At 65.4% G+C, this 25,365-nt stretch carries 29 protein-coding genes; 16 read left to right on the forward strand and 13 right to left on the reverse strand.

Features of this window, described 5'->3' with window-relative positions; all coding sequences use genetic code 11:
• The first annotated feature begins 8 nt into the window (after positions 1 to 8).
• The gene (locus tag AC1DDG_RS00405) at positions 9 to 407 is read left to right on the forward strand and encodes a hypothetical protein (protein WP_230118681.1); all 399 of its coding nucleotides are present in this window, start codon (positions 9 to 11) and stop codon (positions 405 to 407) included.
• On the opposite strand, the gene AC1DDG_RS00410 is transcribed toward AC1DDG_RS00405, so the two are convergent.
• Positions 404 to 913, reverse strand: coding sequence for a helix-turn-helix domain-containing protein (locus AC1DDG_RS00410; RefSeq protein ID WP_230118682.1), 510 nt, complete (start codon positions 911 to 913; stop codon positions 404 to 406). The two genes, AC1DDG_RS00405 and AC1DDG_RS00410, sit on opposite strands and share 4 nt — an antisense overlap.
• 62 nt (positions 914 to 975) lie before the next feature.
• Between AC1DDG_RS00410 and AC1DDG_RS00415 the strand changes: the two genes are divergently transcribed.
• A complete protein-coding gene (locus AC1DDG_RS00415; protein WP_230118683.1) occupies positions 976 to 2,256 on the forward strand; it encodes an MFS transporter in 1,281 nt (426 codons plus the stop codon).
• Between the two features lie 7 nt (positions 2,257 to 2,263).
• On the opposite strand, the gene AC1DDG_RS00420 is transcribed toward AC1DDG_RS00415, so the two are convergent.
• Positions 2,264 to 2,509, reverse strand: coding sequence for a putative acetyltransferase (locus AC1DDG_RS00420; RefSeq protein ID WP_476874568.1), 246 nt, complete (start codon positions 2,507 to 2,509; stop codon positions 2,264 to 2,266).
• A gap of 151 nt (positions 2,510 to 2,660) precedes the next feature.
• On the opposite strand from AC1DDG_RS00420, the gene fdxA reads away from it, so the two are divergent.
• The 3 genes from fdxA to AC1DDG_RS00435 all read left to right on the forward strand — a co-directional run bounded on the left by fdxA (position 2,661) and on the right by AC1DDG_RS00435 (position 5,688).
• Positions 2,661 to 2,984, forward strand: coding sequence for a ferredoxin (gene fdxA / locus AC1DDG_RS00425; protein WP_230121517.1), 324 nt, complete (start codon positions 2,661 to 2,663; stop codon positions 2,982 to 2,984).
• Between the two features lie 13 nt (positions 2,985 to 2,997).
• On the forward strand, positions 2,998 to 4,146 hold the full coding sequence (gene dapC, locus AC1DDG_RS00430) for a succinyldiaminopimelate transaminase (RefSeq protein ID WP_476874569.1): 1,149 nt from the start codon (positions 2,998 to 3,000) through the stop codon (positions 4,144 to 4,146).
• Between the two features lie 258 nt (positions 4,147 to 4,404).
• The gene (locus AC1DDG_RS00435; RefSeq protein ID WP_230121516.1) at positions 4,405 to 5,688 is read left to right on the forward strand and encodes a citrate synthase; all 1,284 of its coding nucleotides are present in this window, start codon (positions 4,405 to 4,407) and stop codon (positions 5,686 to 5,688) included.
• A 36-nt stretch (positions 5,689 to 5,724) separates the two neighbouring features.
• On the opposite strand, the gene galE is transcribed toward AC1DDG_RS00435, so the two are convergent.
• The gene (gene galE / locus AC1DDG_RS00440) at positions 5,725 to 6,738 is read right to left on the reverse strand and encodes a UDP-glucose 4-epimerase GalE (protein WP_230119046.1); all 1,014 of its coding nucleotides are present in this window, start codon (positions 6,736 to 6,738) and stop codon (positions 5,725 to 5,727) included.
• 115 nt (positions 6,739 to 6,853) lie between these two features.
• Between galE and AC1DDG_RS00445 the strand changes: the two genes are divergently transcribed.
• Together AC1DDG_RS00445 and AC1DDG_RS00450 are read left to right on the forward strand one after the other, a co-directional pair.
• The gene (locus tag AC1DDG_RS00445; protein ID WP_230119047.1) at positions 6,854 to 7,483 is read left to right on the forward strand and encodes a TetR/AcrR family transcriptional regulator; all 630 of its coding nucleotides are present in this window, start codon (positions 6,854 to 6,856) and stop codon (positions 7,481 to 7,483) included.
• 91 nt (positions 7,484 to 7,574) lie between these two features.
• Positions 7,575 to 8,186, forward strand: coding sequence for a hypothetical protein (locus AC1DDG_RS00450; protein WP_230119048.1), 612 nt, complete (start codon positions 7,575 to 7,577; stop codon positions 8,184 to 8,186).
• Between the two features lie 49 nt (positions 8,187 to 8,235).
• On the opposite strand, the gene AC1DDG_RS00455 is transcribed toward AC1DDG_RS00450, so the two are convergent.
• Together AC1DDG_RS00455 and dapD are read right to left on the reverse strand one after the other, a co-directional pair.
• Complete coding sequence (locus AC1DDG_RS00455) at positions 8,236 to 9,087, reverse strand: hypothetical protein (protein ID WP_476874570.1); 852 nt, start codon at positions 9,085 to 9,087, stop codon at positions 8,236 to 8,238.
• A gap of 60 nt (positions 9,088 to 9,147) precedes the next feature.
• Positions 9,148 to 10,176, reverse strand: a complete 1,029-nt coding sequence (gene dapD / locus AC1DDG_RS00460; protein ID WP_476874571.1) for a 2,3,4,5-tetrahydropyridine-2,6-dicarboxylate N-succinyltransferase — start codon at positions 10,174 to 10,176, stop codon at positions 9,148 to 9,150.
• Positions 10,177 to 10,314: 138 nt separating this feature from the next.
• Here dapD and dapE point away from each other — a divergent pair, with 138 nt between their 5' ends.
• Complete coding sequence (gene dapE, locus AC1DDG_RS00465) at positions 10,315 to 11,436, forward strand: succinyl-diaminopimelate desuccinylase (protein ID WP_230119051.1); 1,122 nt, start codon at positions 10,315 to 10,317, stop codon at positions 11,434 to 11,436.
• A gap of 90 nt (positions 11,437 to 11,526) precedes the next feature.
• Here dapE and AC1DDG_RS00470 read toward each other — a convergent pair whose 3' ends face one another.
• From AC1DDG_RS00470 to AC1DDG_RS00485, 4 genes are all read right to left on the reverse strand, one after another.
• The gene (locus AC1DDG_RS00470; RefSeq protein WP_230119052.1) at positions 11,527 to 12,366 is read right to left on the reverse strand and encodes an amino acid ABC transporter permease; all 840 of its coding nucleotides are present in this window, start codon (positions 12,364 to 12,366) and stop codon (positions 11,527 to 11,529) included.
• The gene (locus tag AC1DDG_RS00475) at positions 12,363 to 13,013 is read right to left on the reverse strand and encodes an amino acid ABC transporter permease (RefSeq protein ID WP_230119053.1); all 651 of its coding nucleotides are present in this window, start codon (positions 13,011 to 13,013) and stop codon (positions 12,363 to 12,365) included. Before AC1DDG_RS00475 ends, AC1DDG_RS00470 begins: the two co-directional genes overlap by 4 nt.
• 99 nt (positions 13,014 to 13,112) lie before the next feature.
• Positions 13,113 to 14,000: a glutamate ABC transporter substrate-binding protein gene (locus tag AC1DDG_RS00480; RefSeq protein ID WP_230119054.1), complete on the reverse strand. Its 888-nt coding sequence runs from the start codon at positions 13,998 to 14,000 to the stop codon at positions 13,113 to 13,115.
• Between the two features lie 55 nt (positions 14,001 to 14,055).
• Positions 14,056 to 14,811 (reverse strand): amino acid ABC transporter ATP-binding protein, encoded by a 756-nt coding sequence (locus AC1DDG_RS00485; protein ID WP_230119055.1) that lies wholly within the window; start codon positions 14,809 to 14,811, stop codon positions 14,056 to 14,058.
• A gap of 108 nt (positions 14,812 to 14,919) precedes the next feature.
• On the opposite strand from AC1DDG_RS00485, the gene AC1DDG_RS00490 reads away from it, so the two are divergent.
• From AC1DDG_RS00490 to AC1DDG_RS00505, 4 genes are all read left to right on the forward strand, one after another.
• A complete protein-coding gene (locus tag AC1DDG_RS00490; RefSeq protein ID WP_230119056.1) occupies positions 14,920 to 15,705 on the forward strand; it encodes an LOG family protein in 786 nt (261 codons plus the stop codon).
• 23 nt (positions 15,706 to 15,728) lie between these two features.
• A complete protein-coding gene (locus AC1DDG_RS00495) occupies positions 15,729 to 16,148 on the forward strand; it encodes a DivIVA domain-containing protein (protein ID WP_476874572.1) in 420 nt (139 codons plus the stop codon).
• A gap of 86 nt (positions 16,149 to 16,234) precedes the next feature.
• Positions 16,235 to 17,407, forward strand: a complete 1,173-nt coding sequence (locus AC1DDG_RS00500) for a hypothetical protein (protein ID WP_476874779.1) — start codon at positions 16,235 to 16,237, stop codon at positions 17,405 to 17,407.
• A 233-nt stretch (positions 17,408 to 17,640) separates the two neighbouring features.
• The gene (locus AC1DDG_RS00505; protein ID WP_009357720.1) at positions 17,641 to 17,808 is read left to right on the forward strand and encodes a DUF3117 domain-containing protein; all 168 of its coding nucleotides are present in this window, start codon (positions 17,641 to 17,643) and stop codon (positions 17,806 to 17,808) included.
• A 112-nt stretch (positions 17,809 to 17,920) separates the two neighbouring features.
• On the opposite strand, the gene AC1DDG_RS00510 is transcribed toward AC1DDG_RS00505, so the two are convergent.
• On the reverse strand, positions 17,921 to 18,553 hold the full coding sequence (locus tag AC1DDG_RS00510; RefSeq protein ID WP_230119058.1) for an O-methyltransferase: 633 nt from the start codon (positions 18,551 to 18,553) through the stop codon (positions 17,921 to 17,923).
• Positions 18,554 to 18,913: 360 nt separating this feature from the next.
• On the opposite strand from AC1DDG_RS00510, the gene sigE reads away from it, so the two are divergent.
• From sigE to AC1DDG_RS00525, 3 genes are all read left to right on the forward strand, one after another.
• The gene (gene sigE, locus AC1DDG_RS00515; protein WP_230119059.1) at positions 18,914 to 19,531 is read left to right on the forward strand and encodes an RNA polymerase sigma factor SigE; all 618 of its coding nucleotides are present in this window, start codon (positions 18,914 to 18,916) and stop codon (positions 19,529 to 19,531) included.
• Between the two features lie 8 nt (positions 19,532 to 19,539).
• A complete protein-coding gene (locus AC1DDG_RS00520) occupies positions 19,540 to 20,562 on the forward strand; it encodes an anti-sigma factor (protein WP_230119060.1) in 1,023 nt (340 codons plus the stop codon).
• Positions 20,563 to 20,631: 69 nt separating this feature from the next.
• Entirely contained in the window at positions 20,632 to 21,045 is a 414-nt protein-coding gene (locus AC1DDG_RS00525) for a twin-arginine translocase TatA/TatE family subunit (protein ID WP_230119061.1), read from the forward strand.
• Between the two features lie 30 nt (positions 21,046 to 21,075).
• Here the strand turns inward: AC1DDG_RS00525 and AC1DDG_RS00530 are convergent, their stop codons facing one another.
• From AC1DDG_RS00530 to AC1DDG_RS00540, 3 genes are read right to left on the reverse strand one after another with little or no spacing between them, the layout of a single operon-like run.
• Positions 21,076 to 22,203, reverse strand: coding sequence for an Mrp/NBP35 family ATP-binding protein (locus AC1DDG_RS00530; RefSeq protein WP_230119062.1), 1,128 nt, complete (start codon positions 22,201 to 22,203; stop codon positions 21,076 to 21,078).
• A gap of 11 nt (positions 22,204 to 22,214) precedes the next feature.
• Positions 22,215 to 22,973, reverse strand: a complete 759-nt coding sequence (locus tag AC1DDG_RS00535) for a DUF1003 domain-containing protein (RefSeq protein ID WP_476874573.1) — start codon at positions 22,971 to 22,973, stop codon at positions 22,215 to 22,217.
• Positions 22,927 to 24,210: a magnesium transporter MgtE N-terminal domain-containing protein gene (locus AC1DDG_RS00540; protein ID WP_230119064.1), complete on the reverse strand. Its 1,284-nt coding sequence runs from the start codon at positions 24,208 to 24,210 to the stop codon at positions 22,927 to 22,929. The genes AC1DDG_RS00535 and AC1DDG_RS00540 overlap by 47 nt, the downstream gene beginning before the upstream one ends.
• A gap of 76 nt (positions 24,211 to 24,286) precedes the next feature.
• On the opposite strand from AC1DDG_RS00540, the gene AC1DDG_RS00545 reads away from it, so the two are divergent.
• The gene (locus tag AC1DDG_RS00545; RefSeq protein WP_230119065.1) at positions 24,287 to 25,288 is read left to right on the forward strand and encodes a general stress protein; all 1,002 of its coding nucleotides are present in this window, start codon (positions 24,287 to 24,289) and stop codon (positions 25,286 to 25,288) included.
• The last annotated feature ends 77 nt before the right edge of the window (positions 25,289 to 25,365 follow it).

The raw sequence follows: 25,365 nt of genomic DNA on the forward strand, positions 1-25,365 counted from the left end.
CTGCCGGCATGGCAGGCGGCGTTGCCGCCGCCGTGCCGGCAGCTCTTTTTGCTGCCGTTGCCGGCACGGCACTGCACCGCCAGCTACTGCTGGTGGCGGCCGACGTCGCGCTGCCGCTCGGCGCGCTGGCTGCCCTGGCGCTCCTGGGCTCGCTTCAACTGTTCCTGGGTGCGGCGTTCCGGTCGCTTATCCCGACGGCGGCCTGCGGAGTTCTCTGCTATGTCCTGGCAGGGTGGTGGTCGGCCATGGAGCCCGGAAAGCGCCTCATTGCCGGGGACCTCGCCGGGAACTTTTGGGTTTACGGGATCGCCGTTGTCACGGTGCTGATGCTGGCATGGTGCCGGCGGTACCGCCGCCGGCTTCCGGCCGCAAACGCGCCGGGCCCGGCAACCGGAGCGCCAGCCTAGTCCGCTGTGGGGTCCCGGTGGTGGGCGATCATCAAAGAGGTGGCCTGGCCGTCGGCGTCTGCAGGGAGTGCCATGTACTCGTCCAGCACCGCGCGGAGCTTGCCCAGCATTTCCTCGCGCCGGGCATCGTTGAACTTCACTCCCAGGCGCCAGACCTCAATGTCCTCCGGCGGAAGGTCCCGGGTTTCCTGCAGGAACGTCTCGATGAGGATGGGGGAGACGTTGTCCACCGGAGTGCTCCAGGACTTGCGGCTTGCGATGTAGGGCACCTCAGCTGCCCCCCGCCGACCCTTCCGGCGCTCCTCCGCCAGCAGGAAACCGGTCCGCACCAGCGTGCGCACATGATGAAGGCTGGAAGCGGGATTGATGCCCAGCAGTTCTGCGATTTCCTTGTTGGTGCGGGCCTGGTGCAGGCACAGCCGTAGAATCCGAAGCCTGAGCGGGGAGCTGAGCGCGCGGCCCTTCGCCACCAGGTCCGCTTCATCGCTCTCCGGCGCGGGTGTCATAGCGCAAGTCTAGCCAGCAATAAGTGATTGACATATATCAATCACCACTGGAAACTGATGCGGTGACCGCCGAATCCACTGCTGCAGGTGAAGCAACCAGATCCCTGTTGCTGGACCGTAACTTCACCACTTTCTGGACCGGCCAAACCATGAGCCAGCTTGGTGCCCAGCTGGGACAGTTGGCGTTCCCGGTGCTTGCCGTGGCCATGCTGCAGGCCACGGCATTCGAGGTCGGCGTGCTGAATGCTGCCGGCCTGGCAGCGTTCCTGGTCGTGGGGCTGCCAGCCGGCGCGTGGGTAGACCGCTGGCTGAAGAGGCGAACCATGATCGCCGCCAACATCGTCAGGACCGCCGCCATGGCGGCGGTGCCGCTGCTGTGGTGGGGCGGCCTGCTGGAAGTCTGGCACCTGTACGTCGTCGCCGCGATAGTGGGCACGGCCACGGTGTTCTTTGATGTGTCGTACCAGAGCTACGTGCCTGTTCTCGTTTCTCCCGGCAACGTCGGCCAGGCCAACTCCAAACTTGAAGCGACGGCCCAGATAGCCAGAATCGGAGGACCCGCAGCGGGAGGCCTCCTGCTGACGGTGGTCACTGCGCCGGTGCTGTTCATAGGGGAGGCCGCCGGCTACCTGCTCTCCGCAGTGTTCCTCGCCCGCACGCGTGACCGCGAGGTGGCCGCGCCGGCAGCCGACAGGCGGCCGCTGAGTGTCGAGATCAAAGAAGGACTCTCGTTCGTGATCCGGCATCCGCTGATCAGCCGGATTGCCGTCTGCACCGGCGCGATGAACTTCTGCGGCATGTTGATTTTCACCATGCTCCCGGTGCTCATTCTCCGGAATCTCGGACTTGGGCCGCAGGGCATGGGTCTCATCATGGCGGCCGGCGCGGTCGGTGGACTGCTGGGCGCCATCGCTGCCCCGCGCCTGGCCGAGTGGGCCGGCGAGGGCACCGTCATACCGGTCTGCGCCAGTGTCAGCGCGGTGTTCCTGATACCCGTTCCAGTGGCGGCCATGATTGCCCAGCCCGGGATTTCGTTGGCGCTGCTGCTCCTTTCCGAGTTCGGTTTCGGCTTCGTTGTCCTGGTCTACAACATCATGCAGCTCAGCATGCGCCAACGGGTGTGTCCGGCCAGGCTCCTGGGCCGGATGAACGCGTCCATCCGGTTCGTTGTGTGGGGAGTGATGCCGCTGGCGGCGCTTGCCTCCGGCCTCCTTGGCGAGCACCTTGGGCTGGTGCCGGTGATCTGGATCGGCACGGCGGGAAGCTTCCTGGCGGTCGCACCGGTCTTGTTCTCGCCGTTGCTGGGCATGCGGAAACTGCCCAGTCAGGTCGAGGCAGGCTGACCGGAAGTCAGTGTCGTGTTTGCGGTCTGCGCCGCGCGGGTGCGGGCGGCACCTCTTTTGCCGCCACCACGAGGTCGAGGGGAACCACGACGTCGGCACTTCGGGTACGTACGGTGCAGTCACTTGCCCGGCACTCCAGGAGGTCTCCCAGCGCATCCGTATAACCGCCGTCGACCCTGTAGCGCACCACCACCCGGGTCCCGGGGGACGCGGCGGCCAGGAACTCGCGGGGCGGGGGCGTTGTCAGACTCACGCGTTTATCGTATGCCGCTTCCCGAGTGTGACGCGGCGCTTCATTCGCGGAACGGTGCTGGGAGATAATAGGCTCGGAAGTCGATAGACCGGCATGCAGGCCGGAAGCACCAACCGGCCAGCGCCGGAACCAACGTGGAGAGGCAAGGGACGTGACGTACGTAATCGCGCAGCCGTGTGTAGATGTCAAAGACAAGGCGTGCATTGAGGAGTGCCCCGTCGATTGCATCTACGAAGGCGAGCGTTCCCTCTATATCCATCCCGATGAATGCGTCGATTGCGGTGCATGCGAGCCCGTCTGCCCGGTCGAGGCCATCTACTACGAGGACGACACCCCGGAAGAGTGGGCCGACTACTACAAGGCCAACGTCGAGTTCTTCGACGAGCTCGGTTCCCCGGGCGGCGCCGCGAAGGTCGGCAACACCCACACCGACCACGCGATGATTGCCGCGCTGCCGCCGCAGAACCAGGACTGAGGCGGGCGCTTCGGTGACAACAGCTGTGCGGAGCTTCGGCCTGAGCCTTCCCGACTACCCCTGGGAGGCGATGGCGCCCTACCTGGCCAAAGCGGCTGATTATCCGGGTGGAGCAGTCAATCTGTCCATCGGGACGCCGGTGGATCCCACGCCCGCGGTGATCCAGGAGGCCCTCCGGGCCGCAGCAGACGCTCCCGGCTATCCCACAGTGCACGGCACCCCGGCGCTCCGGGAGGCCATCGCCGGATGGTTTGCACGCCGCAGGGGCGTTGAGGGGCTGGATCCCCGCGACGTCATGCCGACGGTGGGCTCCAAGGAACTGGTGGCATGGCTGCCGTTCCTGCTTGGGCTGAAGCCGGGGGACGTCGTCGTCCGTCCCGCCGTTGCCTACCCCACGTATGACATCGGTGCGACGTTCGCCGGAGCGACGGCAGTGGCTGCTGATGATCTCGACGAACTCGATGCTGCCACCCGGGCGAAGGTCCGGCTCGTGTGGGTCAATTCCCCGGGCAACCCGACCGGAAGTGTCCGGGACGCCGCCTCCCTGAAAAAACTCGTCGACCAGGCGCGGGACGTCGGGGCGCTCGTGGCTTCGGACGAATGCTATGCGGAACTCGGCTGGGGCGAGTGGGATCTTCAGCGGGGCGGGCAGGCAGTCCCCAGCATCCTGGATCCCCGGGTGGCGGGCGGTTCCCATGACGGGCTCCTTGCCGTCTATTCCCTGAGCAAGCAATCCAATCTGGCCGGCTACCGGGCAGCGTTCGTGGCCGGAGACCCGGCCATCATGGCGAACCTGGTGAACAGCCGCAAGCATGCCGGGATGATCGTTCCCTACCCGGTCCAGGAGGCAATGCGCGTGGCCCTCGGCGACGACGCCCACGTTCAGGCGCAGAAGGACCTGTACCGCGGCCGCCGGACGCGGATTGTGCCGGCCCTCGAAGGCTTCGGACTGAAGATCCATGAGTCCTCCGCGGGACTTTACCTGTGGTGCACGGCAGGCGAAGCCACCTGGGACACTATTGAGCGGCTCGCCGGACGCGGGATCGTGGCGGGTCCGGGCGTGTTCTACGGCGAGGCCGGCAACGGCTACGTTCGTGTGGCGCTGACCGGCAGCGACGAGCGGATCGACACTGCCGTGGCCCGGCTGGCTGCGACCGCCTAACCGCGGTTCCGGAGCAACGGCCCCGTAACAATGGGTGTGACACCCGCCACAAGTGACGCATTTTGCGGCGTATAAGCGTGTCCCGGATTAGTAGCGGGCTGAAAGTGGCGGTACTTTTTAACTGACTATCAATGGTGGCTTTCTACAAGAAGGCAGCACGGCCGTTGGAATTCCCGCCTGTGCGGGATCCCCGCGCGGCTCACCTGATGTTGGATCAAGCTTTCTACAGAGGCCCAGATGCCTCATGAAGGGGACTCCATGACTGAGACCACCAGCGCAACCCTGCGCCACGCAGGCGGCGAGCTCGAGCTCCCGCGCATCAAGGTTGTAGAGGGAAACGAAGGCTACGACGTTTCCAAACTGCTGAAGCAGACCGGCGCCGTTGCCTTTGACCCTGGCTTCATGAACACCGCTGCCACCACCTCCGCGATCACGTACATCGACGGCGACGCAGGGATCCTGCGGTACCGCGGCTACCCGATCGAGCAGCTTGCCCAGCACTCCAGCTTCCTGGAAGTGTCCTACCTGCTGATCTACGGCAACCTGCCCACCCCCACTGAGCTGGAATCCTTTGACCAGCGCATCCGCCACCACACTCTGCTGCACGAAGAGCTCAAGGGCTTCTTCAGCGGCTTCCCCCGCGATGCGCACCCCATGCCGGTGCTCTCCTCCGCTGTGTCGGCGCTGTCCACGTTCTATCAGGACTCGCTGGACCCGTTCAACGCCGAGCAGGTGGAAGTTTCCACTTACCGACTGCTGGCCAAGATGCCGGTCATCGCCGCCTACGCCCTGAAGAAGAGCATCGGCCAGCCCATGCTCTACCCGGACAACTCCCACAACCTCGTGGAGAACTTCCTGCGCCTGAGCTTCGGCCTTCCGGCCGAGCAGTACGAGGTGGACCCGGTCGTCGCCAAGGCGCTGGATCTGCTCCTGATCCTGCACGCAGACCACGAGCAGAACTGTTCCACCTCCACAGTGCGCCTCGTGGGTTCCTCCAACGCCAACCTCTTCGCCTCCGTTTCCGCCGGCATCAACGCCCTCTTCGGACCCGCCCACGGTGGCGCCAACGAGGCCGTGCTCAAGATGCTGCGCCAGATCCAGGCCGACGGCACCAGGCCCGAGGACTACATGGAGAAGGTCAAGAACAAGGAAGATGGCGTCCGCCTCATGGGCTTCGGACACCGGGTCTACAAGAACTACGACCCGCGTGCCAAAATCGTCAAGGCCACGGCGCACGAGATCCTCACCAAGCTCGGCGGCAACGACGAACTCCTGGACATCGCCTTGCGTCTCGAAGAGAAGGCCCTGAATGACGACTACTTCATCCAGCGCAAGCTCTACCCGAACGTGGACTTCTACACCGGCCTGATCTACAAGGCCATGGGCTTCCCCGAGAAGATGTTCACGGTGCTCTTTGCGATCGGCCGCCTGCCGGGCTGGATTGCCCAGTGGCGCGAAATGATCAGCGATCCTAATACGAAGATCGGCCGCCCGCGGCAGCTCTACACAGGAGAGCCCGAGCGCCAGTACCCGGCACGCTAAGGCAGCAGGGACACAAGCAACAACGACGGCGGGGGGTCAGGAGCTGTAGCCCAGGGGGTTGTTTTTCTGCCAGCGCCAGTGGTCCTCGCACATCTGGTCCACCGTCTTGGTGGTGGACCACGAAAGGTCGGCGAGGGCCGAGGTGGCGTCTGCCCAGAAGGCAGGGAGGTCGCCGGCGCGACGTCCCGTGATTTCGTAGGGGATGGGGCGCCCGACGGCCTTTTCGAAGGAACGGATGACTTCCAGGACAGAGGATCCCCTGCCGGAGCCGAGGTTCCACCGGAACACGCCGGTGCGGTCTGCCACATGATTCAGGGCGGCGACGTGGCCGTCGGCGAGGTCCACGACGTGGATGTAGTCGCGCAGGCAGGTGCCGTCCGGGGTGTCGTAGTCGCCCCCGAAGACCATGAGCTTCTCGCGCCGGCCGACCGCGACCTGGGCAATGAACGGCACGAGGTTGTTCGGGATGCCCTGGGGGTCCTCGCCGATCCGGCCCGACGGGTGGGCGCCGACCGGGTTGAAGTAGCGCAGCAGCGCAATGTGCCAGCGCTCGTCGGCGGCACCGAGGTCGGCGAGGATGTCCTCGATTTGCTCCTTGGTGCGGCCGTAGGGGTTGTTCGCGCCGATTTCCATCTTTTCTACGTACGGGACGGCATTGTGCTCGCCGTAGACGGTAGCCGAAGAGCTGAAGACGATCGAGCGGACGTCATGCCGGTCCATCACACGGATCAGGTTCAGGGTGCCGACGAGGTTGTTGTGGTAGTACTTCAACGGTTCCCGGACGGATTCGCCCACAGCCTTGAGGCCGGCAAAGTGGATGACCGCATCGATGGCGTGCTGGTCGAACACGGCGTCGACCGCGGCCTCGTCCACGAGATCCACGCGGTGGAAGACGGCTTCCTTGCCGGTGAGTTCAGCCACCCGGCGCAGGGACTCCTCGCTGGAGTTCACCAGATTGTCGATCACCACGACTTCATGACCGGCTTCCTGCAGGGACAAGACGGTGTGCGAGCCAATGTAGCCGGTGCCACCCGTGACCAGAATTTTCATGCTCCCACGCTATCCCAGCAGGCAGGGACCCCGCTGAATGTGTCCGTTGTGTGTGGCCGGTCACGTTGCGGCGGGGCGGCCTATCCCTGCAGCACATCCGTGCTAAAAACAAAGAGTGCCGAAAATTGTGGATGCCGCCGCCCGGCGCCAGGAGATCGTAGATGCCGTCTGCCGGATCATCGCCTCCGACGGATTGGAGCGGGCATCCCTCCGGGAAGTGGCCGACGAAGCAGGCCTGGCGGTCGGATCCGTGCGGCACTATTTCGCCAGCAGCGAGGAATTGCTGGCCTTCTCCTTTGCGTCCGTGGTGGACCGCATCGTGGCACGACTGAGCGGCGCGTATGCCGGCGTGTCCGCTTCGTCAGCCGGCAGCGAGACGCAGCGCTCGGCGGTATTAACCCTGCTGGGTGAATTCCTTCCGCTGGACGAACAACGCGCGCTGGACGCCTGCGCCTGGCTGGCCTTCAAGAATGCCGCGAGAATCCGGCCGTTCCTTGCTGCCGAGGCGGATCGAAGCCACCGGGCGGTGGCCGCCGTCGTCGGGCAGTTGATCACCGGTCTTGTCGAAGATGATGGTGGCGGGCAACAGCGGCTGGTCACCGAAGCGGAGCGGCTCCTCGCCACGCTCGATGGCCTGACGATGCATGCCCTCCTGCAGCCGGAGTGGATGACCCTGGAGATGTGCCAGGACGTGCTTGAATCCCATCTGGCAGGGCTGGAAGGACCGCTGGCACCCAAGCATTAACGTCCCCGGGCTGGGGGAATAGACTGGAGCCGGAGAGCGGGATGCCGCGTCAATCGGGGGCGGATAGGAACATGCCAAGGGAGGCATACGGATGCAGCACACAGGCGGTCCAGGCTGGCGGATCACCATGGACACGTCGGGGCCCATGCTCATTGCTCTTTACATACGTGACGTCGCCGGGCTGGACGGTGCCGGCTTTCCGGCACTGTCCCACGCCGCCCCGAAAGTCAGGCACGCGGACCATTCCCACCTGACCGCCGAGGTGGGCGGGATCAGTGCCCTCAAGACCGAGTGGGAAGCGTGGTGGGAGCAACTGCTGAAGGCGCATCCGCAAATGTCCCCGGAAATGTCGCCGCCCGGATTCCGGTCGTTCGCCAATTCCCCGGCGCTGCGGAGGGTCCTGCAGGCACATTTCGGCGCAGCGCTCACCTGGGCGCGCGAACGCCGTAAGGAGTATGCGGAACTGGAGGCCGAGCGGGTGGCCGGAGGATCGGTGCACCTGCTGGAAGACATCGTGGAGGACCGGCTGCTGGAGGTGGGCCGGAACTCACGCGACTTCGACCTGACGATCATCGAACTGCCGCTGGACGAACAGCGCGCATGGTTCCTCGAACCGGACAAGATCATCATGAGCCATGGTCTGCTGCAGCAGCCTGAAGTGTTCCGGAGCTACGTGCAGCCTGTCGTGGAAATTCTCGTCTGAGGGAAGAGTGACCCGGCCGGGCGGGAAGCCCGGCCGTTCGGGGAACCCATCAGGCGGGTGCCTCGGCAAAGGTGATTGTTACCGTACCGTCGGAGCCTGGTGAATCCTGCCACCCGTTCCGTGCCCGCCGGTCCCAGCTCTTTCCGTCCACATCCACCTGTGCAACCGCAAATTCCTTGGCATTTGCCACTGCCCAGTGGGCCAGCGACCACGCCAGGTCGCCCGTGGCCTCAAGTACCAGAGTCGGGCCGGAGGTCGAGGAAGGGATGCTGCCGTACGCGGCCTCGAGCTCCTGGAGCAAGGCCTCGGGTTCACCGGGCCGCTCCGGTGAGCGAAGAGTGCAGTCCAGTGCAGTATGCGCCTGGCCGCTCAGCGCCGAGGCGAAGGCCCGGCCCATCTCCTCGTGCTGGGCGTAGGCGCGCGGGTAGGCCGAACGCTGCACACGTTGCGCTGCTTCGGTGATGTCCATCTCTGCGTAGCCAAGCACTTCGACCAGCGCGTCATAGAAGGCATTGGTTGCGTGGTGCGGATCCATGACCTGTTCCAGGGTGCCCCAGCCCTGCGAAGGGCGCTGCTGGAAAAGCCCCCGGGAATCCGGACCCGCCAGGTCGCCGTGCTCGATGTTCCGCAGCTTCGATTCCTGCATGGCAGTCGCCAGGGCGATGCTTGCGGCGCGCGGCGGCAGTCCCCGCCGCACTGAAATGGCGGTGATCAGGGCGGCGTTTGCCGCCTGGTCGGTGGCGAGTTCTGCCCGCTGTGAACCGACGGCGGCGGTACATTCTTCCGTGACCAGCTGCTCCGATTGTTGCAGCAAGGCCACGGCGGTGTAGATGCCGCCGCCGACGAGCACGACGGAGAGCAGCACAACGACCGCTCCGCGCAGCTTGCGTCGGCGTGTCACGAGGTTACTCCCTTGGTCCGGGGCGGCCGGCCGGTTCGGGTGCCGGCCGCTCCTGGACGGTCAGTTGGCGTGCAGGGCGTCGTTTAGCTCCACAGTCTGGCCCTTGCGGGGGAGTACCTCCACCTCGCCGGTGGTGGAGTTGCGGCGGAACAGCAGGTTCGGAACCCCCGACAGCTCCACGGCCTTGACGATCCGGCTCGTGTCCTCGCCGTCGGCGTCCTTCGGGCCAATAACCCGTACCCGGGTGCCCGCAGTGACGTAAAGCCCGGCCTCCACCACGGAGTCGTCGCCGACGCTGATGCCGACTCCGGAGTTCGCGCCCAGCAGGACCCGCTCGCCGAGGGCGATCTTTTCCTTGCCGCCGCCGGAGAGGGTACCCATGATCGAGGCGCCGCCGCCGACGTCCGTGCCGTCCCCGGCCACGACGCCGGCGGAGATGCGGCCTTCGACCATGGAGGTGCCCAGCGTGCCGGCATTGAAGTTGACGAAGCCCTCGTGCATGACAGTGGTGCCCTCGGCGAGGTGCGCGCCCAGGCGGACGCGGTCCCCGTCGGCAATGCGGACGCCGGCGGGGACCACGTAGTCCACCATGCGCGGGAACTTGTCGACGCCGAAGACGGTCACGGCGCCACGCTTGCGCAATTTGGCGCGGGTCAGCTCAAAGCCGTCCACGGCACAGGGGCCGAAGTTGGTCCACACGACGTTCGGGAGCTTGCCGAAGATGCCGTCCAGGTTGATGGTGTTGGGACGGACGAGTCGGTGCGACAGCAGGTGCAGCCGAAGGTAGGCATCCGCCGTGTCCGCCGGTGCCTCGTCCAGGTTGATCTGGACGAACACTACCTTCTGCTCAGTACCGCGGTCCGCGTCCGCTCCGCCGGCCGCGATGTCGCCAAGGGTTTCATCGGCGTTCTCGACTGCGCGCAGGCTTTCGGCTGCCACGCCCAGGGCGGGGGCCGGGAACCAGACATCCAGCACCGTGGCTTCACCGTTGCGGGTGGCAACGGTGGCCACTCCGAATCCGTAGGCCGAGCGGGAATCGTCGGACAGCGTTTGGGCAGCGGGCACGGCGGAAGAAGCGGTTTCAGTCATGGCCCCAGTGTATCGAGCCGTCGTGCACGCGCCGAAATGAATCCGTGCCCGGCTGGTCGCATTTGACGCCGTTAAGTAGCCAACATGGAGGATTTGCTGCTGCCCGACCGGGCAGGGCCCGGGAGATAGAGTTGGATGATGATTGCCGAAACTGCCCCCGTAACCCTCGACCTGCGCCAGGACGTTGCCCTGCTGACCGCCAAGCTGCTCGACATCAACAGCGTGTCGGGCAACGAAGCTGAGCTTGCCGACGCCGTCGAGCTGGCCCTCCGGCAGCTCCCTGGCCTTGAGCTAATCCGGGACGGGGATTCCATCATCGCCCGCACGTCCCTCGGCCGCCCTGAGCGGGTCATCCTCGCGGGGCACCTGGATACGGTGCCGTTGCCGGTGACGGACGGCTCCTTGGGAACTGTCCCGTCCACCTGGCCATCGGGCATTCCTGGCGACGGCGTCCTCTACGGCCGCGGAGCCACGGACATGAAGGGCGGCGTCGCCGTCCAGCTTGCGCTTGCGGCATCCATGTTGGACGGCGGCGCGTCGCCGTCCAAGGACGTCACCTTCGTCTTTTACGACCACGAGGAAGTGGAAGCCGTCAAAAGCGGCCTGGGCAGACTGGTGCGGAACCACGGGGACCTGCTCAAGGGCGACTTTGCCATCCTGCTGGAGCCGACGGACGGCACCGTGGAGGGAGGCTGCAACGGCACCATGCGGCTTGAGGCTACGACACTCGGGGAAGCCGCCCATTCAGCGCGTGCCTGGATGGGAAGCAACGCCATCCACGCCGCTGCGCCCATCCTGCAACGGCTTGCGGCGTACAGCCCGCAGACCATCAACGTGGACGGCCTGGAGTACCGCGAAAGCCTTAACGCCGTGAAAATCCATGGCGGTACCGCGGGCAACGTCATTCCGGACCGCTGCGTGGTGGAGATCAACTACCGCTTCGCGCCGGACAAGTCACCTGACCAGGCTGAGGCACATGTGCGCGGGCTGCTGGAGGGATTCGATGTGGTCCGCACCGACGCCGCGGCAGGCGCCCGGCCCGGGCTGAACCACCCGGCCGCCGCGTCCTTTGTGGCCGCAGTCGGAGCCGAGCCCAAACCCAAATACGGGTGGACCGACGTCGCGCGTTTCAGTGAGCTGGGAGTCCCGGCGGTGAACTTCGGCCCCGGCGATCCGCTGCTGGCGCACAAGGACAACGAGCACGTTGAGGCCGAGGCCATCCGTGCCTGCCTCCGTGCGCTGCAGAACTGGCTGGCCTGACGCCGCAGGACAGCAGCCCGTAATGACAGAAGGTCCGCAACCGGGATGGTTGCGGACCTTCTGTCGTTTGCAGTCAACGTGCCCGGGGGCCTACTTCACGATGGTGGACACCCCGGCGGTGGGAGCTTTCGCCACGCCGCCGGCCGCCTTCTTGGACCCGCGACGCTCAATCCAGATGGCCAGGCGGGACACCGCAAGGTTGATGGCGATGTAGATCGCTGCAGCCACGAAGAACACGGGGAACAGGAACTGCGGGCCGAGGAAGTCCGCCATGACCTGCACCGCGCGGAGCAGTTCGCCGTACGCAACGATGTAGCCCAGGGAGGTGTCCTTCAGCAGGACGACGAGCTGAGCCACGAGGGACGGGAGCATGCGCCGGATGGCCTGCGGGAGTTCGACGCTCAGCCGTGACTGGAAGCTGGTCAGGCCGATCGCCAGGCCGGCCTCGCGCTGGCCCTTGGGAAGGGACTGGATGCCGGCGCGGATGATCTCGGCGAAGATGGCCGCGTTGTAGAGCACCAGCCCGGCCACCACGGCAATGAACGAACTTGTGGCGAACACGAGCAGGACGAACAGCATCATCAGCACCACGGGCATGCCGCGGAGGAACTCCAGCACGATTCTTGTGGGAACCCGGATCCAGGCTACATCGGAAATGCGCATGAGGCAGAGCAGGAGTCCCAGCGGGAAGGCGATCACTGCCGCGATCGCGGCGGCGCTCAATGTTGCACCGATGCCGTTGAAGATCAGCGACCAGACGTCCGCCTGGCCAAAGATCGCCCACCGTTGCGCCTGGAAGATTCCCTGCTGGGCAAGTGTGACGAGGGCAAGGGCGAGAAGGGCGCCGATGACCACCACGCCGATGATCGAGCCGATCAGGGAAACTCTGCGGGCTTTGGGGCCCGGGACGTCGTAGAGAACAGAAGTCATCGTGCAATCGCCACCTTTCGTTCGACCTGGTGAGCCACGTAGCCCAGCGGCACGGTGATCAGGAGATAGAAGAAGGCAACGCCCACGAGTACCCACATGACCGCATCGCCGTGTTCGTTCGCCAGTTGTTTGCCGTAGCCAAACAGCTCAAGCACGTAGAAAGCGCCGGCCACGGAGGAGTTCTTGACGAGCGCGATCAGGATGTTGATCATGGGCGGGATCACTGTGCGGAGCGCCTGGGGCAGGATGATGAGGGACAGCACCTGGCTGAATTTCATGCCGATGCTGCGCGCAGCCTCAGCCTGGCCCACCGGGACACTGTTGACGCCCGAGCGCACTGCCTCGGCAATGAACGCCGAGGTGTAGGCGCTCAGCGCGATGATGGCCGCGATTTCGAACTGCTGGAACGTGACGCCAAGCCGGGGCAAAACGACCGCGGCGAAAAAGAAGGCGATGGTCAGCGGAGTGTTTCGCACCACCTCCACGTAGGCCATGCTGAATCCGCGGAGGGCCGTCACCGGTGATACCCGGGCGGCGGCCAGGAGCGTGCCCACCACCAAGGCAATGATGCCGGAAACGACGGCCAGGAACAGGGTTCTGAGAAAGCCGTCCCAGTACTGCGGGAGGCTTTCAATGATGACGTCCATAGGATCCTTCAGCTGCGTTTGTGGGGATGTGCGGTAGACGGGAGCGGGGTCACCGGCTGCCGGAAAGATTTCCGGCAGCCGGTGACCGCCAGGCCCGTTCTAGTAGCGGTCGATGGCGGGAAGTTCCGGTGCCGTCTTGATGACGGCGCCGGCCGTGCCTTCCCAGGCCTTCTTGTAGGACCCGTCCTTGGCGAAGCTTTCCAGCTGGTCATTGATCCAGTTGCGGAATTCGGTGTCATCCAGCTTCAGGCCGATGCCGTAGGGCTCCTTGGTGAAGGTCTCCTCGGATGCCAGCTTGAAGGCGTCCGGTTCCTTGTTGACGAAACCGGCCAGGATGGCGTTGTCGGTGGTGACGGCTTCCACCTGCTTGTTGCGCAGCGGCTCGAGGCAAGCGGAGTAGGTTGCGGCCGGCACCAGGACTGCGCCGTACTTCTCCACGATCGTGGCCGCGGGAGTGGAGCCGGTCACGGAGCAGACATTCTTGCCCTTTACGTCCTCAGGCTTGGTGATGGTCGTGTTGTCCTTGTTCACCATGAGGGCCTGGCCTGCCTCGTAGTACGGGCCGGCAAAGCTGACTTCTTTTTTGCGCTTGTCGTTGATGGTGTACGTCGCAACGATCAGATCCACCTTGCCCTGCTTGATGAACTGCTCGCGGTTGGCGGAAACCGTTTCAACCCACTCGATCTTGTCGGCGGGGATTCCCAGCTTGGCTGCGATGAGCTTGCCGATTTCCACGTCGAAGCCCACGGGCTTGCCGTCCAGGCCCTTCTGGCCGAACAGCGGCTGGTCAAACTTGGTGCCAATGGTGATCTTGCCGGCAGAAGCGAGCTTTTCCATGGTGGAGCCGGCGGCAAAACTGGGCTTCTCGACGGGCGTGGGGTTGGTGCCGCCGCCGGTGCCGCCACCACCGCAGGCACTCAGGGTCAGCGCCAAGGCTGCGGATGCTGCTACCAGAAGGGATTTCCTTCGGGTCAAAAATGCCTTCATGACATTCCTTTCATTGGGCGGCCGCCGAAGACGGCCTGGGTGCGAACTCGGGGGTTCAGTGAGTGAGGAGCTTGGACAGGAAATCCTTGGCACGGCTGCTCTTCGGATTGTTGAAGAACTCTTCCGGCGTGGCATCCTCCACGATCTGGCCGTCCGCCATGAACACCACACGGTCGGCGGCCTTGCGGGCAAACCCCATTTCATGGGTCACCACGATCATGGTCATGCCTTCCTTGGCCAGCTGGATCATGACGTCAAGGACTTCGTTGATCATTTCCGGGTCCAGCGCCGAAGTCGGCTCGTCGAACAGCATGACCTTCGGCTTCATTGCCAGAGCGCGGGCGATGGCCACGCGCTGCTGCTGGCCACCGGAGAGCTGGGCCGGCAGCTTCGGTGCCTGATGGCCGACGCCGACACGTTCCAGGAGGGCCATGGCTTCCTTGTCCGCCTCAGCCTTGGCGACGCCCTTGACCTTAATGGGTCCGAGCGTCACGTTCTCGAGGATGGTTTTGTGGGCGAACAGGTTAAAGGACTGGAAAACCATCCCGACGTCGGCGCGAAGGCTCGCGAGCTCCTTGCCTTCCTCGGGCAGCATCTTGCCGTCAATCGAGATGTCGCCGTCGTCAATCGTTTCGAGGCGGTTGATGGCGCGGCACAGCGTGGACTTGCCCGAGCCTGAAGGCCCGATGACCACCACGACCTCGCCCTTGCGGACGTGGAGATTGATGTCCTTCAGAACATGCAGCTGGCCGTAATGCTTGTTCACGGCATTCAGGGAGACGAGCGCATTGCCGGGCACTTGAGTAGTCATAAGAAGAATCTAGCGAACATCAGCGACTTATGACCGCAATCACTCCGACTTCCTGCTGATCGTAATTCAAGAGATACCTGCAGTTCAGCGGCAGGTTAGCCTTGGATGATGAGCATCAACGCAGATCCGTCTAAATCCGTCCAGCCGCGCCGCAAGGGGCCCCTCGAGCTCCGCCGCAAACAGGCTGCCGTGGAGATGTCGGATCAGCGGCTGCTCGATACCAAGGGGCCGGGCCACTTCATCCATACCGACCCGTGGCGGGTGATGCGGATCCAGAGCGAATTCGTTGAAGGCTTCGGGGCACTCTCTGACCTGGGACAGGCGGTCAGCGTCTTCGGCTCGGCGCGCACCAAGCCGGGCAGCGTGTTCTACGAAATGGGCGTTGAAGTGGGACGCAAACTGGCGGAGGCCGGCGTCGCTGTCATCACCGGAGGCGGACCGGGATCCATGGAGGCCGCCAACCGGGGAGCTGTGGAAGGCAATGGCGTCTCCGTCGGCCTGGGCATCGAGTTGCCGTTCGAGCAGGGCCTGAACCAATGGGTGGACCTCGGCATCAACTTCCGGTACTTCTTCGCGCGGAAGACCATGTTCGTGAAATACGCACAGGGCTTCATCGTCCTGCCAGGGGGACTCGGCACCCTTGATGAGCTCTTCGAGGCCATGGTCCTGGTCCAGACGCAGAAGGTGACCTCCTTCCCCATCGTTCTCCTGAGCTCGTCGTTCTGGGGGCCCATGATCGAATGGATCAAGGGCACCCTGGTCGCCGAAGGCATGGTGTCCGAGAAAGACCTGGATCTGGTGCAGGTGGTGGACGACCCCGAAGAGGCCGTCAACCTCGTCCTCCACGGCCACGTCCGCCCGCCCTCAACCAACGGGGACCAGCGGCCTGAGTAGCGGCGGGACCGTGGTCTGGCACGATGGGTGATGTGAGTTTCTTCCTCGTCTTCCTTGCCATAGTCCTGATTGGCATCACCGCCGTCATCGGGACAGACATCGGGGCCGGCATTTTGCGGAAGAGCCGCCCGGGCGGCCGGCTGATTGACGACGGCTTCGATGAGCCTGTACCTTCCCTGCCGCCGGTCTTGCTGCCGGCTGACGCCAAGCCGGCCGATGTCGACCACGTGCGGTTCGCCCTTGGGCTACGGGGCTACCGGATGGACCAGGTAGACCAGGTGCTCGATGAACTCCGCGATCAGCTTGCAGTCAAGGACGCAGAAATCGAGCGGCTGCGTGGCCGCCTCCGTATCGACGGCACCGGCGTTGCGGCCGTGGCCCGTGCCACCGCTGAGGAAAGGCCCGCAGCCGACGACCTTACTGCTGCCGAGGACAGGTCTTGACCGGTTCTGCCGCCGCCAGCACGATCGGCCTGGCCACGGCGCGGCTGTCGGCAGGGGCCGCGCGCTGGCCGTGGTGGGTCCAGGTGATGGTGATCTACATGGCGGCCCGGCTGGTCAGCGCCGGCATCTTCATGTCGGCGGCGCTGCACCAGGGGGTCAATCCGTGGTTCCCGGCGAAACCCGACTATTGGAACTTCATCAATATCTGGGATGCCCGCTGGTACGGCGAGGTCATCGCGAATGGCTATCCGTCGGAGCTGCCGGTGGACGGCGCCGGGAGCGTCAAGGAAAACACCTGGGCGTTCTATCCGCTGTTCCCGGTACTGGCGCGGACTCTCACGGCTGCCACGGGTATCAGCCCCGCGGCCTCCCTCACGGTCATTGCGATGCTCGCCGGCCTCGCCGCGTCTGTGGTGGTCTACGCCCTTTTCCGTCGCCGGACGGAACACGGGCCGGCCCTGTGGGCCGTTGCGTTCTTTGCCGCGTTTCCGGTTTCCCCGGTGCTCCAGGTTCCTTATGCGGAATCCCTGAACATCCTCCTGCTGGCCTCGGCCCTGCTGCTCGTGCTCCGGAGGCAGTACATCTGGGCCATCCCGGTGGTCCTGGCGATGTGCCTCTCCCGGCCCACGGGGGTACCCTTTGCCGCGATGGCCGGGATTCTTTTCCTGTACCGGGCGGCGGAGGTATGGATCCTCGGCCGAAGCAAGGGCGTCGCGGTCCCTGAACCTGCACCGCGCGTGCATAGCCCCAGGGAACTGTGGTCCTTGGCTGTGCTGACCGCCGCCAGTGGGGCAGCAGCGCTCCTGTGGCCTGCCATCGCCTGGATAACAACGGGCGACATTGAGGCCTACACCAAGACCGAAACTGTCTGGCGCGGGCACGACCTGGTGCCTGTCAAACCGTGGTTCGACACCGGCGTGCTGCTGTTCGGGCCGGTGCTGGGCCTGGCGGCGCCGTTCATTTTCGTCGCTGCGTTCGCGCTGCTCATGATGTCCAGGCCTGTGCTGCAACTCGGTACGGAACTCAGACTGTGGTGCGCCTGCTACATGGGGTATCTGCTGGTATTCCTGCATCCGCAGACCAGCACCTTCCGCATGCTGCTGCCGCTGTTCCCGCTCGCGTTGGGAGCGGCGATGGTCTCAAGGTCGCGCGCCTACCGCGGGGCCGTTATCTCCATGTTCGTCCTGCTACAGATCGTGTGGGTGGTGTGGTTGTGGGCGTGGGCCCAACTGCCAGGCGGAGGCGACTACCCGCCGTGAGATCGATGCCGGCCCAGAGTCGGCACGCGGGTTATCGTCCAGCCGCATCGAATGTCCATCGATTAGCTACAGACGGGTAATTACAGGATAATAGGGGGTAAGCAAGGACAAAAGCATTCGAAGCGTTCAGTCATGGCGGCTGCCGAACGGGCCGCCATAGCGGCTTGTTTGATCATGCGGACTCAGCCCGGCCGGGCTGCTCAGTCCTGGGACTATTGGAGGGGAATTTCCTCATGGCGGCTATGAAACCACGCACCGGCGACGGCCCTATGGAAGTAACCAAGGAGGGCCGCAGCCTGATTATGCGTGTGCCGCTCGAAGGCGGAGGTCGGCTCGTGGTCGAACTCAATGCTGCTGAGGCGGCCAACCTCAAGGAATGCCTCGTAGGCGTTACCGAATAGATTGCCACGCAGGGCCTGCAGCCGGAAGGCTTGGGTTCTGGCGGTCGTTGCAACCCCCGAGATTTTGGGAGTTGCAACGATCGTTTCGTCTTTAACGAAGAAACATCCGGCCTTACTTCTTAACCGCTACCAGCAGCCCGTCACCGGTGGGCAGCATGGCGGAGGCCAGCCGGTCGTCGTCGCGGACGGCCTTGCCCACCTGCCGCAGCACCACAGTGGTGGAGTCTCGGGCGGCGGGGTTGGACACGCGGTCCTTGTCCAGAGCGTCGTTGACGATGAGGAGACCGCCGGACTTGAGCAGGCGCACGGCCTGCTCCACGTAGCGGGGGAAGCTGGGCTTGTCCCCGTCGATGAAAACGAGGTCGTAGGCAGCGTCAGTCAGCCTTGGCAGAACATCCCCGGCCCGGCCGGAAATGGTTCGTGTCCGGTTCGCCGGGCTGCCGGATTCCTGGAAGGCCTCGCGTGCTGCCTTGAGGTGTTCGACATCCACGTCGATGGTGGTCAGCACGGCCTGCGGCCCGAGCCCGCGAAGGAGGCAGACGCCGGAGACGCCCGCGCCCGTGCCGATTTCGACGGCGGTCTGCGCCTTCGACGCCGCAGCCAGAACAGTCAGCACGGCCCCGACGCCCCGGCCGATAGGCGTCACACCCAGTTCGAAGGAGCGTTCCCTGGCACGCAGCAGGACCTCATCCTCGGCAGGCAGATCTTCTGCGTAGGACCAGCTCGTGGACTTGTCGGCGCTCATGTGTTTCGCTTTCTGGGCGGCAGGGGGGATGTTTCTTACAGCGTACTGTGTCCGGCGGTGTGCCGCCGGAAGGTGACGGCGGGGCCGGCTGTGATGGCGGCTACTTCCGTGCGGGCAGCCGGAGCCGACGTCTCCGTGCCCCCCATCGGGGCCCTGAAGAGGGCCCGGCATGCCATTGCTGGACGTCCCCGCTGCCACCGCTCCGCGTTCATTGCGCCCACGGCTAAAGGGGGCCCCACAGTCAGGAAATTCCCAGCCAAATTTGACATGATAAGTATCCGCTCATCCAAGTGGTGATCGGCGCCGAACCAATGATGTAAATCGCATCAGGCGTTAGTACATCCACGAGGGGAGTGGACGATGTCAGGATCAGTTGTGGCACCTGTCCCTGCAGTTGAAGAACCGGGGGCTGACTGGGTCAGGCCCACCTGGGAAGAAGTGGTGACCAACCATTCTGCCAAGGTCTACCGGCTTGCGTACCGTCTTACCGGCAACAAGTACGACGCCGAGGACCTCACTCAGGAGGTGTTCGTCCGGGTCTTCCGCTCCCTGGAGAATTTCAAGCCGGGAACATTGGACGGCTGGCTGCACCGGATCACCACGAACCTGTTTCTCGACCAGGCCCGGCGCAAGAGCCGGATCCGCTTCGACGCGCTGGCGGAGGACGCCGAATCACGCTTGCCGGGACGGGAGCCGGGCCCTGAGCAAAGCTTCGAGCACAACAACCTGGACCTCGACGTCCAGGCCGCCTTGGAGGAGCTCCCGCCGGACTTCCGTGCCGCCGTGGTGCTGTGTGACCTGGAGGGCCTGTCCTACGACGAGGTTGCCGAGGCCTTGGGCGTGAAGCTGGGGACAGTGCGCTCGCGAATCCACCGTGGCCGGACCATGCTGCGGGAAAAGCTTGCCCACCGCGATCCGCGTCCCCAGCAGTCGCGCAAGCCGCGGCTCAAGATGCCCCGCATCGCCGGAGTTCTCTGATCGGCGCCATGCGTCAACTGAACCGCTTGCTGGAGGACCTCAGGAAATTGTCTGCCTCCCTGCCCGGGGCAGGGAGGCAGCATCCGGGCACGCCCGACCATGTCCGCCAGTGCAGCGAATGCGCCGCTGCACTCCGCCGACAGCGCCAGTACCTTGAAAAGCTCCGCGATGCTGCCGTCCCCGCGGCCAGCGATGAACTGACGGCACGGCTGCTGCTCCGGACGCAGCAGCTCGCCATGGCGCCTGCCGCGCCGGCGCCTCGGACGGCCCCCTTGAAGCTGGCCGGCCTGGCTGGAGGGGTGGCCGTGCTGGCCGCAGGCACGGTTGTGGCCGGTGCCTACATCTCTGCGGGGGAGCCGCGGCAATACGGGGCGGCGACCTTCTCGGGACAGGCCGGGAGCCCGGCGGAAGCTGCCGCCGGCGGGGGCCCGTCGGCTGACCCCAGGGTGGCCGCCCTGCGCACCCACGGATGGGCCTGTCCTGACCTGCAGGCCATGGGCTTCCACATCGTCTCGGCCACGTCAAAGGTTTTCGCCGGCCACCCGGGTGTTGAAGTGCGCCTCTCGGACGGCCGGCACACAGCCACCGTCCTTGAACAGCACTCCGGCACAGCTGCCGGCAGCGGAGCGGCGCCGGCAGCCACGGCAGCGCCGGATGTTCCGCTCAACCCCCTGACGGGGCACGCCGCCGGTCAGGACGGATTCGTGGCCGTTGACGCCGGCAAAGCCGTTGGCGGCAGGCTCTGGATCAGGGTGTCCGCCCCGTGGAGCGCCATCTACCAGACAGGCCGGACCACGTTCACGTACGTCTCGGACCTGCCGGCGAACGCCGCGGATGACGCCGTCCCGGCGTTGGCGGTGGCCGGTGCCACCGTAAGCCAGGGAACGGGGGAGCCGGGGATTGCGGCGGACGCCGCCGCCGAGGCGTCCCCGGGCGGTTCCGGCAGCGAATCCGTTGTGGAACGGCTGGAACGCGGGCTGCGCAGAATAGCCCGGCAGGTGGGCAAGATGACCGAACACCTGGCGCAGTGACACAACTCCCGGCCGCCGTGACGGTGGCGAAATCGTCAGCGCCTCCCCGGAGAGGGTAATCTTCCTAAAGTGTTTGGAATCAATGGCCCGGAGTTCTTACTTCTGCTGCTCATCGGCATTCTGGTGATCGGCCCCCAAAGGCTGCCCGAATACACCCAGAAGCTGACCAACCTTGTGCGCGAAGTGCGCCGGATGGCGTCCGGCGCGCGGGAACAGATCAAGGAAGAAGTCGGCATCGACATCGATGAGGTCGACTGGAAGAAGTACGATCCGCGCCAGTACGATCCTCGCCGCATCATCAAGGAAGCACTGCTCGACGACGACACGAAGCCCGTCAGCCCCGGAGCGCCGCTCAGCGGTACGGCTGCCACAACGGCTGCCGTTTCCGAGGCAGTGGAGCCGGTGCCCGACTCGCGGCCCGGTCACGTCCTGGAACGGTTGCCCGACGGCGAAGCCGCACCTTTCGACACGGAAGCCACCTAGGGCGCCTTACACCGCCCGCCAGGCGTTCGGTTACTTGGGTTGCAGGCCCAGTGAGATTCCGGTAAGTCCCCGCGGCCTGGCCGCAAGTTTCCCGGCGATGCCGGACAGAGCGGCTGCTGCCGGTGTTTCCGGGCGGCCGAGCACGATGGGCCTGCCGGAGTCCCCGCCTTCGCGCAGGAGTATGTCGAGCGGTATCTGGCCGAGCAGCGGCACGTCCGTGCCGGTGGCGGCACTCAGCCGTTCGCTGAGCAGCTGCCCGCCACCGCTTCCGAACAGCTCCATCCGCCCGCCGTCGGGCATCTCCATGTACGACATGTTCTCGATGACGCCGGCCACCGTCTGCCCGGTCTGGGTGGCGATCGCCCCGGCGCGTTCGGCGACGTCCGCTGCGGCCGCCTGGGGAGTGGTGACCACGAGGATCTCGGCCTTGGGAAGCAACTGCGCAACCGATATGGCGATGTCCCCGGTACCCGGAGGCAGGTCCAGGAAGAGGGCGTCGAGGTCGCCGAAGTAGACGTCGGTGAGGAACTGCTCCAGTGCACGGTGCAGCATCGGCCCGCGCCATGCAACCGGCTGGTTGCCAGTGACGAACATGCCGATGGAAATGACTTTCACGCCGTACGCCACCGGCGGGAGGATCATGTCGTCCACCCGCGTGGGTGCCTGGGTGATGCCCATCAGGGCAGGTACGGAAAAGCCGTAGACATCCGCGTCCACGATTCCCACGCGCAGCCCTTGGGCAGCCAGGGAGCAGGCCAGGTTCACGGTGACTGAGGACTTGCCCACCCCGCCCTTGCCGCTGGCCACGGCGAACACTTTGGTCAGCGACCCGGGCTGGTTGAACGGGATTCCGCGCTGGCCGCCGGGCCCGCGGAGCTGCTCCTTCAGGGAATCGCGCTGGGCCTGGGTCATGACCTTCAGTTCGACGTCGACGCCCGTGACGCCGGGAACGTCAAGCAGTGCTGCCTCAGAATCTCTGGTGATCGTGTCCCGGAGAGGGCAACCGGCAATGGTGAGCAGCACGGAGAGGTGCACCGCGCCGTCGTCGGAGATGTCAACGGAATCCACCATGCCGAGTTCCGTGATGGGACGGCGCAGTTCCGGATCGATGACGGTTGCCAGGGCAGCGTTGACTGCCGCGGCGAGGGTGGTGCTCATGCTGTGGATGCTCAGCTTTCCGGGGAGGTGGGGCGCGGCTGGGATGACCGGCCCTGGCGGGGCTTGTCCGACTTGACCTTGGGTATCTGTTGGGTCCGCGGATTGCGCTGCCGCTCCCGCTTTTCCTTGAGTTTTTCCCTGACGAGTTCGCGCGGCGACTCATGGCTGCCGGGACCGGAAGGATCGTGGGTCCGGAGCTCCTCCTGGGCTTCCAGCAGGTCCTCCAGAAGGCTCCGCAGTTCAGCCCGGACGTAGTCGCGCGTGGCCACTTCCCGCAGCGCGATCCGCAGCGACGCCAGCTCCCGGGTCAGGTACTCGGTGTCGGACAGGTTGCGTTCCGCGCGCTGGCGGTCCTGCTGGAGAGAGACGCGGTCACGGTCGTCCTGCCGGTTCTGGGCCAGCAGCAGCAGCGGTGCGGCGTACGAGGCCTGCAGTGAGAGCATCAGCGTCAGGAGGGTGAAGCCGAGCTCCACCTTGTCGAACTGCCAGGCGGCGGGCGCGAAAGTATTCCAGGCCAGCCAGAACAGGCAAAACACCGTCATATACAGCAGGAACTGCGGGGTTCCCATGAAACGGGCGAAGCCCTCTGTGGCGTGGCCAAAAGCGTCCGGGTCCGGCGAAAACTTGGGTAAGATGCGCTGGCGGCCGCTCAGGGGCGTGTCCAGGCTGCCCTTGCCCGCTGCCTTGCCTGGTGACCGCGGAACGGCGCCCTTTGCAGTGTTTTCAGCCAATGCGGCCTCCAAGCCTTCTGATCGGAGCTTCGCCGTCATTTGCCCGCCAGTCATCCGGCAACAGATGGTCGAGGACGTCGTCAACAGTCACGGCGCCCACCAGCCGGCCGGCCTGGTTGACCACCGGAAGGGAGTTCAAGTTGTAGGTTGCAAGCGTGCGTGCCACTTCGCTGATGTGGGCCTGGTCCGAGAGCGGCTCGAGGTTCTTGTCCACCAGATTGCCGAGCGGTTCGAACGGCGGGAAGCGCAGCAGCTGCTGGATGTGGACGACGCCCAGGAAGCGGCCGGTGGGGGTTTCCAGCGGGGGCCGGGCAATGAAGATGGAGGATGCCAGGGCAGGCGACAGCTCTTCGCGGCGGACGTGGGCGAGTGCCTCTGCCACCGTGGCCTCGGGCGGCAGGATGACAGGAACGGGGGTCATGAGGCCGCCGGCCGTGTCCTCGTCGTATTCGAGCAGGCGCCGGACGTCTTCTGCGCCTTCCGGTTCCATCAGCTGCAGCAGCTCCTCAGCCTGGGCGGTCGGGAGCTCGCCGAGGAGGTCGGCGGCGTCGTCGGGATCCATTTCCTCCAGGACGTCGGCGGCCCGCTGGACGTCGAGGGCGGAGAGGATCTCCACCTGGTCGTCTTCCGGCAGTTCCTGCAGGACGTCGGCGAGGCGTTCGTCCTGCAGCTCGCTGGCCACTTCGAACCGCCGCTTGTCGCTCATCTCCTGCAAGGCCTCGGCGAAGTCGGCGGGCTTGAGGTCCTCGTGGTTGGCAACGAACTGGGTTGCAGCCTGGGGCTCCGTCTTGGCGCCCTGGTGGGCGTCCGCCCAGTCGATGATCATGGTTTCGTTCCTCCGGAGCCGGCTGAGGGGGGCCAGGGAATGGCCGCGGCGGACGAACAGTTTGCTGACGAACCAGTCACCCGAGCGGTGCTGGTCCATCGCAATGTCCTCGATCGTGGCGTCGCCGCTGCCGTCGCGAAGGGTGACGCGGCGGTCGAACATCTCCGCAACCACGAGGGTCTCTGCACCCCGCTGTTCGAAGCGGCGAAGGTTGACCAGCCCGGTGCAGATGACCTGCGTCTGGTCGATGGACGTAATGCGGGTCATGGGAACGAAGACGCGCTTCTTGCCCGGGACTTCGACGACGATGCCCACCACGTGCGGGGCGCCGCGGGTTCCGCGTGAGAGCACCACGACGTCGCGCAGCCGCCCCAGACGGTCGCCCAGCGGGTCGAAGACGTCCAGTCCCAGGAGGCGCGCAACAAACACGCGCGATAGATGTGTGCTCACCTCTACAGGCTACCGAGTCTGCTCACTTTTAGCTGAATTTCAGCCCGCGCACATCCTTATGGGCAAGAATGGGTGTATGTCAAACATTTTTGGTGCTCCCAAGGCTGGTGTCCCCAACGGCTCCGACGAGTCCCGGACTGTCCCCACCGGGGATACCGTCGGCCGCTATACCTCCTACCTGGACGCCCAAAAGGCTGTCGACTACCTGGCGGACCAGCAGTTCCCGGTGCACATGGTGTCCATCGTCGGCAACGAGCTCAAGATGGTGGAGCGGGTGACAGGCCGGCTCAGCTACCCGCGGGTGGCATTGTCGGGTGCACTGAGCGGCATGTGGTTCGGCCTCTTCGTCGGCGTCATGCTCTCCTTCTTCACACCGGCCGGCGGAACGTTCTCCATCATCAGTTCGGTCCTGATGGGCGCCGCTTTCTTCATGCTCTTCGGCATCGTCACGTACGCGATGCAGCGGGGCAAGCGTGACTTCACGTCCACCAGCCAGGTGTTGGCCAGCAACTACGACGTCGTGGTGTCCTTCGAAGCCGCCCACGAGGCGCGCCGGCTGCTGCAGCAGCTGCCTATGACACCGTCCGACGCCACCGCCGGCGCTGCGCCGTCGAGCTACACTGCGCCGCCGAGCGACACCCAGCGTGAGTACCAGAACGAGCCTTTCCAGCAGCCCGGCCAGCCCCAGCAGCCCGGCCAGCCTCCGCAGTCCGGCCAGCAGGGCCCCTACCAGGGCCAGGCGCCCCAGCGGCCGGCCGGCTGGAACGACCCCTACGGCCAGCGGACGCAGGATGCCCAGGGGCATGACCTCCAGGACTCCCAAACTCGGGGTTCCCAGGCTCCCGGTGCCCAGGCGCACGGCGCACCGGTTGCACCCCAGTATGGGGCCGTCGAGGGCCGGCAGGGCCAGCATAGCCAAGCCCCGGAAGCCGCCGAAACCCCGGACGCCGCGCTGCGCGCCGGCCAGCGGCCTGCGGCTGTCCGCTACCCTGACCTGCCTGACGGCCGCCCGCAGTACGGCGTGCGCGTGAACGATGCCAACCAGCCGGCGCAAAGCAAGGACGAGCCGCAGCGTTAGCGACAGGCGAGCCCCACAGGTGAGACGGAAAGGGAGGGCCACCGGAGAAATCCGGTTGCCCTCCCTTTTTCTTGTAG

The sequence above is a fragment of the Arthrobacter sp. 10L430 genome (assembly GCF_056395245.1).

Bases quoted from the DNA above. Each gene is read 5' to 3' on its own strand.
- AC1DDG_RS00530 (WP_230119062.1), bottom strand. From the start codon at position 22,203: ATGAGCACCACCCTCGCCGCGGCAGTCAACGCTGCCCTGGCAACCGTC.
- sigE (WP_230119059.1), top strand. From the start codon at position 18,914: ATGTCAGGATCAGTTGTGGCACCTGTCCCTGCAGTTGAAGAACCGGGG.
- AC1DDG_RS00510 (WP_230119058.1), bottom strand. From the start codon at position 18,553: ATGAGCGCCGACAAGTCCACGAGCTGGTCCTACGCAGAAGATCTGCCT.
- AC1DDG_RS00450 (WP_230119048.1), top strand. From the start codon at position 7,575: ATGCAGCACACAGGCGGTCCAGGCTGGCGGATCACCATGGACACGTCG.
- AC1DDG_RS00520 (WP_230119060.1), top strand. From the start codon at position 19,540: ATGCGTCAACTGAACCGCTTGCTGGAGGACCTCAGGAAATTGTCTGCC.
- AC1DDG_RS00505 (WP_009357720.1), top strand. From the start codon at position 17,641: ATGGCGGCTATGAAACCACGCACCGGCGACGGCCCTATGGAAGTAACC.
- AC1DDG_RS00485 (WP_230119055.1), bottom strand. From the start codon at position 14,811: ATGACTACTCAAGTGCCCGGCAATGCGCTCGTCTCCCTGAATGCCGTG.
- AC1DDG_RS00495 (WP_476874572.1), top strand. From the start codon at position 15,729: ATGGGTGATGTGAGTTTCTTCCTCGTCTTCCTTGCCATAGTCCTGATT.
- AC1DDG_RS00475 (WP_230119053.1), bottom strand. From the start codon at position 13,013: ATGGACGTCATCATTGAAAGCCTCCCGCAGTACTGGGACGGCTTTCTC.
- galE (WP_230119046.1), bottom strand. From the start codon at position 6,738: ATGAAAATTCTGGTCACGGGTGGCACCGGCTACATTGGCTCGCACACC.
- AC1DDG_RS00410 (WP_230118682.1), bottom strand. From the start codon at position 913: ATGACACCCGCGCCGGAGAGCGATGAAGCGGACCTGGTGGCGAAGGGC.
- AC1DDG_RS00480 (WP_230119054.1), bottom strand. From the start codon at position 14,000: ATGAAGGCATTTTTGACCCGAAGGAAATCCCTTCTGGTAGCAGCATCC.
- dapE (WP_230119051.1), top strand. From the start codon at position 10,315: ATGATTGCCGAAACTGCCCCCGTAACCCTCGACCTGCGCCAGGACGTT.
- AC1DDG_RS00490 (WP_230119056.1), top strand. From the start codon at position 14,920: ATGAGCATCAACGCAGATCCGTCTAAATCCGTCCAGCCGCGCCGCAAG.
- AC1DDG_RS00405 (WP_230118681.1), top strand. From the start codon at position 9: ATGGCAGGCGGCGTTGCCGCCGCCGTGCCGGCAGCTCTTTTTGCTGCC.
- AC1DDG_RS00535 (WP_476874573.1), bottom strand. From the start codon at position 22,973: ATGACGGCGAAGCTCCGATCAGAAGGCTTGGAGGCCGCATTGGCTGAA.
- AC1DDG_RS00545 (WP_230119065.1), top strand. From the start codon at position 24,287: ATGTCAAACATTTTTGGTGCTCCCAAGGCTGGTGTCCCCAACGGCTCC.
- dapD (WP_476874571.1), bottom strand. From the start codon at position 10,176: ATGACTGAAACCGCTTCTTCCGCCGTGCCCGCTGCCCAAACGCTGTCC.
- AC1DDG_RS00470 (WP_230119052.1), bottom strand. From the start codon at position 12,366: ATGACTTCTGTTCTCTACGACGTCCCGGGCCCCAAAGCCCGCAGAGTT.
- AC1DDG_RS00500 (WP_476874779.1), top strand. From the start codon at position 16,235: ATGGTGATCTACATGGCGGCCCGGCTGGTCAGCGCCGGCATCTTCATG.
- AC1DDG_RS00435 (WP_230121516.1), top strand. From the start codon at position 4,405: ATGACTGAGACCACCAGCGCAACCCTGCGCCACGCAGGCGGCGAGCTC.